Genomic DNA, 8,759 nt, shown 5'->3' on the forward strand with positions numbered 1-8,759 from the left:
ACCGTCCGCTTCGACCTCGAGAACACGAAGCTTTGACCAGCGTGTTCCCCGAGGTTTGTTAAGTTACGCACGTTTGGGCGAGCTGTACCCTCTCCGGGCCGACGATCGCTCGAACGAGTGAGTTGCACCTGTCTCAAGCCCACACTGAGTAGGTCTTTTGCCGGGGTGTGCGCTTGAAATCGGGTGTGGACGAGGATCGGTTCGACCTTTGGGCACCGCCGGAACACGAGCTGCCGGGCCCGGGCCGCTCCCGGAGGAGCGCCGGGTCAGCGGGTGAGGACCGCGATGAGCGCCGCCGCGGCCGGGAGGAGCACCAGCAGGCCCATCGGGGAACCGGAGCCGTCCACCACGGACCGGCCCGCGGCCACCGCGCGGCGGATGTGCCGGTAGCGCCCGATCCCCCGCAGCAGCACGCCCACCGCGGCGAGCAGCACGGCCCCGCCGCAGACCAGGCCGACCGGGGAGCGGGCGCCGTGCAGGAGCAGGGCGCCGAGGGCGGCGGTGGCCAGCGCGGTGCGCGACCAGGCCAGCCGGGTGCGCTCGGCCTGCAACCCCGGGTCCTGGACCGCGCTCACCGGACGGCGACCAGCACCAGCACCAGCAGTCCGACCGCGACCGCGGTGACCCCGAAGGCCAGCAGCGGTAGCTGGGTGGTCGGCGGCAGCGCCCGCCCGAGCCGCATCGCCCGCTCGGTGCGCCGCCAGCGCCGGTGGCTCAGCGCGGCCAGCACCGTGCCCAGGGTGACCAGGGCCAGCGCCAGGGCGGTGCGCAGCGGCACCGGGGCGGCCGGGAGGTACTGCGAGACGGCCACTCCGCCCGCGAGCAGGGCGAGGGCGGTGCGGACCCAGGACAGGAAGGTGCGCTCGTTGGCGAGGGAGAACCGGTAGTCCGGGTCCTCGCCCTCGGTGATCCGGATGCGGTTCGCCCAGGAGGCCATGGCCGGATCGTAAGCGCGCGTTCCATGCTCTGGGAAACGCTCTGGGAAAATGGCAAGTGCACGGCAGGTTGCCGCCGGGTGCGTCCGGGCGGGTCGGGGTGGGCCGGACAGTCGGCACCCGGATGTCGGAACCCCGCACTGCCGGTGATCGATCGGCCGGTGCGGGCGGGTGCGGCGGGCCTCTTTCGGCCGCTGTTGCCGTGGCTCGCCGCTGCCGTAGCGTCGTCCCCCTCGGTTGGTACACCGTCGTTAACCCCCCGGACTCCCAGGCGGTGCCCACCCGGAGCAGCAGTGCTCGAACCCGGTCCTTCTCCCCTGCCTTGGAGGCCGTTCGTGAGTCGCTTGTCCCTGCGTTCCCTGTTCGCCATCGCGGGCGCCGCGGTCACCGCCGTCGCGCTCGCCACCCCCGCCGACGCCGCGCTGCCGTCCGTGCTGGACGCCACCGCGGACGGCGCAACCCTTGCCGCCACCCAGGAATCCCTGGCGTCGCGGCTGGGCAGCAGCTACGCCAACACCTGGCTCGACCAGGCGACCGGCAAGCTGGTCGTCGGCGTCACCGACGCGTCGCGGGTCGCCGAGGTGCGCGCCGTGGGTGCCACCGCCAAGGTGGTCAAGCACAGCGCCGCCGAACTGGCGGGCGTGCAGTCCACACTGGACGGCAAGGCCGCCCGCGCGGCCGAGTCGGTTCCCGCCAGCGTGACCGGCTGGTACGTCGACCCCGCCGCCAACCAGGTCGTGGTGTCGGTGCTCAACGACGACGCCGCCGGTCTGGCGTGGGCGAAGACCGCCGCCTCCGGCCCGGTGCGCACCGAGCGGGTCACCGACGCGCCGCGTCCGCTGTGGAACATCATCGGCGGGCAGGCGATCTACTTCGGCGGCGGCCGCTGCTCGGTGGGCTTCAACGCCCGCAACTCCGCGGGCACCCGCTACGTGATCACCGCGGGCCACTGCACCGACATCGGCGGCGCGGTCAGCGGCACCGGCGGCAGCATCGGCTCGGTCAGCGGTTCGTCGTTCCCCACCAACGACTACGGCCGGATCACCGTGTCCAGCTCGGCGGCGGTCTCCACCCCGCTGGTGGACCGGTACTCCTCCGGATCGGACGTGACGGTCGCGGGCCGGACGGTCACCCAGGTCGGCGGCGGTGTCTGCCGGTCCGGTTCCACCACCGGCTGGAAGTGCGGCACCGTGCAGGCGTTCAACCAGACCGTCAACTACGGCGGTGGTGACATCGTCTACGGCCTGACCCGCACCAACGCCTGCGCCGAGCCCGGCGACTCCGGCGGCTCGTTCGTCAGCAACCCCGGCTCCGGCACCCGCGTGCAGGCGCAGGGCCTGACCTCGGGCGGCTCGGGCAACTGCTCCTCCGGCGGGACGACGTACTTCCAGCCGATCAACGAGGCGCTGACGGCCTACGGCCTGACCCTGGTCACGGGCTGATCCGACCCCTCGGGGGAACGCGCCCGCCCGGTTGTCCCACCGGGCGGGCGCGCCCGCACGTCCGCCGCCCTCAGGTCCTGGTGACCACGACCCGGTCGAAGACCTCCGCCAGCACGGTGCCGTCCAGGGTGCCCGCCAGCGGGGCGGCGACCGCGGCGGCCGACCAGGCCACGGCGGTGCGCAGCCGGTCGGGCCAGTCGGCGCCCACCGTGTGGGCGAGGGCGGCCACGGCGGCGTCGCCCGCGCCGGTGGGGTTGCCCGCGACCCGCGACGGCGGGCGGGCGGTGAAGGTGCCCCCGGGGGTGTGGGCGCGCACGCCGTCGACGCCGAGGGAGACGACGACGGCGGTGGCGCCCAGGTCGGTGAGGGCGGCCGGGTCGTCGGAGCCGACGGCCTCGCGGAGTTCGCCGAGGTTGGGCTTGACCACGTCGGCGCCCGCCGCGGCGGCGGCGAGCAGGGCGGCTCCGCTGGTGTCGACCACGGTGGGCACGCCCGTGCCCTTGGCGAGGCGCACCAGGTCGGCGTAGCCGTCGACCGGGGCGCCCGGGGGCAGGCTGCCGGAGCAGACCAGGACGTCGGCGCCCGCGAGGTGGCGCCGCACCAGCGCGACCAGCCGCTCCCAGTCCACCGGGGACAGCGGCCCGCCCGGTTCGGTGAACAGGGTGGCGTCGCCGCCGTCGTCGACCACGGCGATGGTCATCCTGGTGGGGGCGGCCACCGGCAGCAGGTCGTGCGGCACCCCGGCCTCGGCGAGGTCGGCGCGCAGCGAGTCGCCGAGGATGCCGCCGACCGGGCCCAGCGCCAGCGTGGGCACCCCGCGCTCGTGCAGGACCCGGCTGACGTTGAGGCCCTTGCCGCCCGCCCGCTCGTGCACGGTCCGCACCCGGTGGGTGTGGCCGGGCCGCAGGTCCTCCACCCGGTAGCTGACGTCCAGCGCCGGGTTCCCGGTGACTGTGAGGATCACGCGCACTCCCCTTCCCCTCCGGGCGGTCGCGCCGCCCGGGATCTCGACGGTCAGGCCTGTGGTGTGCCCGGTGGCACGGCGGTGGCGGGGACGGCGTCGAGCACGCCGAGCAGCCGGGCGGCTTCCTCGGTGACCGCCGCGCGCGCCGGGGCGAGGTACTTGCGCGGGTCGACCAGCGCGGGGTCGGCGGCCAGCGCGCGCCGGGCCGCGCCGGTGAAGGCGGCGTTGAGGTGCGTGGAGATGTTGACCTTGGTCAGCCCGGTGCGCACGGCCCTGGTCAGGTCGGCGTCGGCGATGCCGGAGGCGCCGTGCAGGACCAGCGGGACCCCGACCGCGGCGCGCAGGGCGGCGATGAGGTCGAAGTCGAGTTCGGCGTCGCGGGTGCGCATGGCGTGCGAGCTGCCGACGGCCACCGCGAGCGCGTCGACGCCGGTGGCCTCGGCGAAGGCGGCGGCCTCGGCCGGGTCGGTGCGGGCGCCGGGGGCGTGCACGCCGTCCTTGCCGCCGACCTCGCCCAGCTCGGCCTCCACCGCCACACCGCGCTCGTGGCAGCGGCGGACGATCTCGCGGGTACGGGCCACGTTCTCAGCGTAGGGCGCGGTGGACGCGTCGAACATGACCGATCCGACGCCGAGGCGCAGCCCCCGCTCGACCAGCTCCGCGGACTCGACGTGGTCGAGGTGCACCGCGACCGGCACCGCGGCTTCCTCGGCCACCGCCAGCGCGGCGGCGAGCAGCGGGGCGAGGGAACCGTGGTAGCGCACGCAGTTCTCGCTGATCTGGAGCACGACCGCGGTCCCGGCGCGCTCGGCGGCGGCGACCAGCGCGTGGGCGTGCTCGAGCTGGATGACGTTGAAGGCGCCGAGCCCGTGCCCGCCGCGGACGGCGGCGGCGAGCAGGTCGGCGGTGCGGGTCAGCGGCACGGCGGCAGCACGACCGAGCGGGTGAGGTGGCGCGGCCGGTCCGGGTCGAGCCCGCGCCGCAGCGCGACCGCGACCGCCAACCGCTGCGCCACGACCAGGTGCGCCATCGGGTCCAGGTCGCTGTCGACCCAGGTGGCGCCGGTGGCGGCGACGTCGTCGGCCAGCCCGGCGGGCGCCGGGCCGAACACCCAGGTGACCCGGCCGGGTTCGGCGACGCTGATCGGGCCGTGCCGGTACTCCATCGCCGGGTACGCCTCGGTCCACGCGGACGCGGCCTCGCGCAGCTTGAGCGCCGCCTCGTGCGCCAGCCCCACGGTCCAGCCGCGGCCCAGGAAGGTCACCTGCTCGGCGGCCACCAGGTCACCGAGGTCGACGGTCAGCGCCCGCTCCGCGTCGGCGACGGCGGCGGTCAGGTCCTCCCCGATGCAGGCGCGCAGGTACGCCAGGGCGGTGGTGGCGAACCTGGTCTGGACCACGGATTCCTCGTCCGCGTAGTCGAGCAGGACGGTGTTCCCGGCGAGGTCCGGGTTGGCGGTGAGGACGGTCGCCCCGGTGGTGGCGAGCAGGTCCAGGACCTCGGTCGTGGTGCCGGAGCGGGTGATCGCCACAACCCGGTCGTAGTCGCGCCCGGCCGGGAACTCCGAGGCGGCGAAGGCGTCGGTGCGGCCGTGGCCCGCGGCCTCGCGCAGCGCGGCGAACGCCATCGCCATGAACCAGGAGGTGCCGCAGCCGACCACGGCCACCGACTCCCCCGGTTCGGCGACCGGCCGGGCCTCGGCGGCGGCTCGGCGCCAGCACGCGGGTTGGCTCGTGATCTCCTCGGCGACGTGCGACACCGGGCCCCCTGCTCATTGATGCGCGTCAGACGCGCACATCATGCATCTGCGCGCAGTCCGGCGGCAAGGCGTGCCGCGGCCTCGATCCCGGCGGGATCGGCCGGGGCGGCGGTGAGCCAGCTACCGCCGACGCAGCCGACGTTGGCCAGCGCGAGGTAGGCGGGCGCCGACGCGGCGCTGATCCCCCCGGTCGGGCAGAAGCGCAGGCCGGGCAGCGGCCCGGCGATCGACTTCAGGTAGGGCACACCGCCCGCGGCCTCGGCGGGGAAGAACTTCAGCTCGGTGTACCCGCGCTCGGCCAGCCGCATCGCCTCGGAGACGGTGGCCGCGCCGGGCAGCACCGGCAGCCCGGTGTCGGCGGCGGCGCCCAGGACCAGGTCGGTGCTGCCGGGGGTGACCAGGAAGCCCGCGCCTGCCTCCAGCGCCGCCTTGGCGTGCTCCGGGGCGGTCACCGTGCCCGCGCCGACCAGGGTGCCGGGCACCTCGGCGGCGATGGCGCGGATGGCCTCCAGCGCGGCCGGGGTGCGCAGGGTGACCTCGACGATGCCGATGCCGCCGCGCAGCAGCGCCCGGGCCAGCGGCACCGCGTGCGCCGCGTCCTCGATGACCACGACGGGGACGACGGGCGAGACGTCGAGCAGGCTCACGGGCACTCCAAGCGCGGGTCGGGTCGGCGGTGCGGGAAGGGGGATCCGGCGGGGGCCGGACTCAGGCGGAGAACTCGAAGTCGTCGGCGGCGGGGGCGTAGGCCGGGCCGAAGGCGCTGGCGCCGTGGTCGGCGGGGCCCACCGAGCGGCGCAGCGCGGCGAACAGCTCGCGGCCGGTGCCCGTCCAGGCGGTGTCGTCGGCGTGGGTGTCGACCGGGGTGCGGGCGGCGAGGACGTCCGCGTCGACCAGGAGCTGCAACCGGCCGGTGTTCGCGTCCAGCCGGACCAGGTCGCCGTCGTGCACCAGGGCGATCGGCCCGCCCGCGGCGGCCTCGGGGGTGCAGTGGATGGCGGCCGGGATCTTGCCCGACGCCCCGGACATCCGGCCGTCGGTGACCAGCGCGACCCGGTGGCCGCGGGCCATGACCGCGCTCATCGCCGGGGTGAGGGCGTGCAGCTCGGGCATCCCGTTGGCGCGCGGCCCCTGCTGGCGCAGCACGATCACCACGTCCCGGTCGAGCTCACCCGCCCGGAACGCCGCGTCGACCGCCTCCTGGCTGGTGAACACGGCCGCGGGCGCCTGCACCACCCGGTGCTCCGGGGCCACCGCGGACACCTTGACCACGGCCCGGCCCAGGTTGCCCGCGAGCATCCGCAGGCCGCCGTCTGCGGCGAACGGCTCCGCCACCGGGCGCAGCACCGACAGGTCGCCGGAGGTGGCCAAGCCGGGGCGCCACACCAGCTCCCCGCCGTCGAGCACCGGCTCGTCGCGGTAGCGGTCCAGCCCCGGACCGGCCACGGTGGACACGTCGCCGTGCAGCAGGCCCGCGTCCAGCAGCTCGCCGATGAGGAACTGGACACCGCCCGCGGCGGCGAAGTGGTTGATGTCGGCCGAACCGTTGGGGTAGACCCTGGACAGCAGCGGCACCACCGCGGACAGGTCGGAGAAGTCGTCCCAGGTGAGCCGGATGCCCGCGGCGGCGGCGATGGCCACCAGGTGCAGCGTGTGGTTGGTGGACCCACCGGTGGCCAGCAGCGCCACCACCCCGTTGACCACGGCCTTCTCGTCGACCACCCGGGAGATCGGCGTGTACTCGGCGCCCTGCGCGGTGATCTCCACCGCGCGGCGGGCCGCGGCCTCGGTGAGCGCCTTGCGCAGCGGGGTGCCCGGCGGGACGAAGCTGGCACCGGGCAGGTGCAGGCCCATCACCTCGACCACGAGCTGGTTGGAGTTCGCGGTGCCGTAGAAGGTGCAGGTGCCCGGCGAGTGGTAGGACGCGGACTCGGCGGCGAGCAGGTCGGCGCGGGTGGCCTGGCCCTCGGCGAACGCCTGCCGGACGCGGGCCTTCTCCGCGTTGGGCAGGCCGGAGGCCATCGGACCGGCCGGGACCAGGATCGCGGGCAGGTGCCCGAAGGCCAGGGCGCCGATCAGCAGCCCGGGGACGATCTTGTCGCAGACGCCGAGCAGCAGGGTGGCGTCGAACATGTCGTGCGCCAGGGCGATGCCGGTGGCCATGGCGATGACCTCGCGGCTGAACAGCGACAGCTCCATCCCCGGGCGGCCCTGGGTGATGCCGTCGCACATGGCGGGCACCCCACCCGCGAACTGCGCCACCCCGCCGTGCGCGCGGACCGCGTCCTTGATCCAGGCGGGGAACTCCTGCAGCGGCTGGTGCGCGCTGAGCATGTCGTTGTAGGCGGACACGATCGCCACGCCGGGCGCGCTGACGCCCTTGACCGCGAGCCGGTCGGGGCCGGAGCAGGCGGCGAAACCGTGGGCGAGGTTGCTGCACCCGAGACCGGCGCGGGTCGGGTGCGGGGCCACGGCCGAGGCCATGCGGTCCAGGTAGGCCCGCCGGGCGGGCGCGCTGCGCTCGGCGATGCGCGCGGTGACCTCGGCGACGACGGTGTTCAGGGGGGCCTGGGGCGACTGGGGCAGCGTCATCGGCTCGTCATCTCCGGGTCGGTTCCGGTGTGCGGACTGGCTCGGGCGTGGCCGACGGTACCGAGGGTGGGAGCGGGAGTCAAAATCGATTCAGTGACCGGGGTCCCACTTTTCGGTGACGATTACGTGATCGATCAAGATGCCTGTTCGGGGTGGTGCGCTTTCCTGGGGTGCGCGGTGTTGCTTCGGCTCAAGCGCCGGGGGTGGCAGGGCTCGGGGTCTGCTTTGCCGGGATCGCGCCGTGTCTTTGGTTAAGGGCCCGGGATTTCGGGGCGTGCCCGGGTGGGTGGATCCGCTTGGGCGGGGCCCCTACGCCGATCATGCGCCCAGTGTGACCGAGTGGGGCTGAAGAGATGCCCCACAGCCCAAGCAGGCTTGCACATGATCGGCACCCCCACCCAAGCACATCCACCCACCCGGGCATTTGGTCACCGGGCCGGCGGTTGGTGGGGTGGTCGGCTTTCGCTGCGCACGATGAGGTTCGACGTGGCTGGCCGCCCGGCTGGCAGTTTGGGGGTGGGTCGACTGGCTGCGCCCGGTGGGGTTCCGGGTGGCCAGCCGCCAGACCAGTGGTTGGTGGGGTGGTCATCGGCTGCGTGGCGTCGGGTTGTGGGTGGCTGGCCACCAGACCGGCGGTTGGCGGCTGCGCGTGGTGGGGTTTGGCGTGGCTGGTGGCCGACCGGCGGTTCCGGGGGCGGTTGGTTGTTGCTGCTCTGGTGGGGTTCCGGCCCGCCGACCCGGGCCGGATTGGGCCGGGTCGGCGGGTTCGGGGTGGTCGGGCGGGTTCTAGCGGTGCCTGCCGCCGTTGCGGGCGGAAGCGGCGGCGGCGCCTGCTCCGCACAGCAGGACCAGGGCGGTGAGGCCCCAGCGGCGCTTTTTCTCCGTGGCCTCGCGGGCGCGCTGCTGGGGGGTGGGGACCGCCTCGCGGACCCGGTCCGGCCTGGGCTTCGTCGAGGGCGCGGGGGCGGGTGGGGCAGGCGCCGGGGCTGGTGGGGGTGGTGGCGCGACGGGCGCGGGCGGCGCCCCCGGTGGCGGGGGCGGAACGACCGGTTGCGGGGCTGGCGGGG

8 protein-coding genes and 1 pseudogene are annotated in these 8,759 nt (G+C 75.1%); 1 reads left to right on the forward strand and 8 read right to left on the reverse strand.

Going from position 1 to position 8,759, the window contains the following annotated elements:
- Positions 1-266: 266 nt before the first annotated feature.
- Positions 267-575, reverse strand: a complete 309-nt coding sequence (locus tag L6E12_RS30405) for a DUF202 domain-containing protein (protein WP_236231366.1) — start codon at positions 573-575, stop codon at positions 267-269.
- The gene (locus L6E12_RS30410; protein WP_236231367.1) at positions 572-937 is read right to left on the reverse strand and encodes a YidH family protein; all 366 of its coding nucleotides are present in this window, start codon (positions 935-937) and stop codon (positions 572-574) included. Before L6E12_RS30410 ends, L6E12_RS30405 begins: the two co-directional genes overlap by 4 nt.
- Positions 938-1,270: 333 nt before the next feature.
- Here L6E12_RS30410 and L6E12_RS30415 point away from each other — a divergent pair, with 333 nt between their 5' ends.
- Entirely contained in the window at positions 1,271-2,377 is a 1,107-nt protein-coding gene (locus L6E12_RS30415) for a S1 family peptidase (protein ID WP_236231368.1), read from the forward strand.
- A gap of 70 nt (positions 2,378-2,447) precedes the next feature.
- Here L6E12_RS30415 and L6E12_RS30420 read toward each other — a convergent pair whose 3' ends face one another.
- From L6E12_RS30420 to L6E12_RS30445, 6 genes and pseudogenes are all read right to left on the reverse strand, one after another.
- Positions 2,448-3,341 (reverse strand): 1-phosphofructokinase family hexose kinase, encoded by an 894-nt coding sequence (locus tag L6E12_RS30420; protein ID WP_236231369.1) that lies wholly within the window; start codon positions 3,339-3,341, stop codon positions 2,448-2,450.
- Positions 3,342-3,391: 50 nt separating this feature from the next.
- Entirely contained in the window at positions 3,392-4,264 is an 873-nt protein-coding gene (locus L6E12_RS30425; protein ID WP_236231370.1) for a class II fructose-bisphosphate aldolase, read from the reverse strand.
- Positions 4,255-5,100 (reverse strand): SIS domain-containing protein, encoded by an 846-nt coding sequence (locus tag L6E12_RS30430; protein WP_236231371.1) that lies wholly within the window; start codon positions 5,098-5,100, stop codon positions 4,255-4,257. Before L6E12_RS30430 ends, L6E12_RS30425 begins: the two co-directional genes overlap by 10 nt.
- A 38-nt stretch (positions 5,101-5,138) precedes the next feature.
- Positions 5,139-5,747: a bifunctional 4-hydroxy-2-oxoglutarate aldolase/2-dehydro-3-deoxy-phosphogluconate aldolase gene (eda, locus tag L6E12_RS30435; protein ID WP_236231372.1), complete on the reverse strand. Its 609-nt coding sequence runs from the start codon at positions 5,745-5,747 to the stop codon at positions 5,139-5,141.
- A gap of 61 nt (positions 5,748-5,808) precedes the next feature.
- On the reverse strand, positions 5,809-7,692 hold the full coding sequence (edd, locus tag L6E12_RS30440) for a phosphogluconate dehydratase (RefSeq protein WP_236231373.1): 1,884 nt from the start codon (positions 7,690-7,692) through the stop codon (positions 5,809-5,811).
- Between the two features lie 786 nt (positions 7,693-8,478).
- Positions 8,479-8,759, reverse strand: a pseudogene (locus L6E12_RS30445) (hypothetical protein); the annotation flags it as partial.

It is taken from the genome of Actinokineospora sp. PR83 (assembly GCF_021056305.1).
In the GTDB taxonomy this organism is placed as follows: domain Bacteria; phylum Actinomycetota; class Actinomycetes; order Mycobacteriales; family Pseudonocardiaceae; genus Actinokineospora; species Actinokineospora spheciospongiae.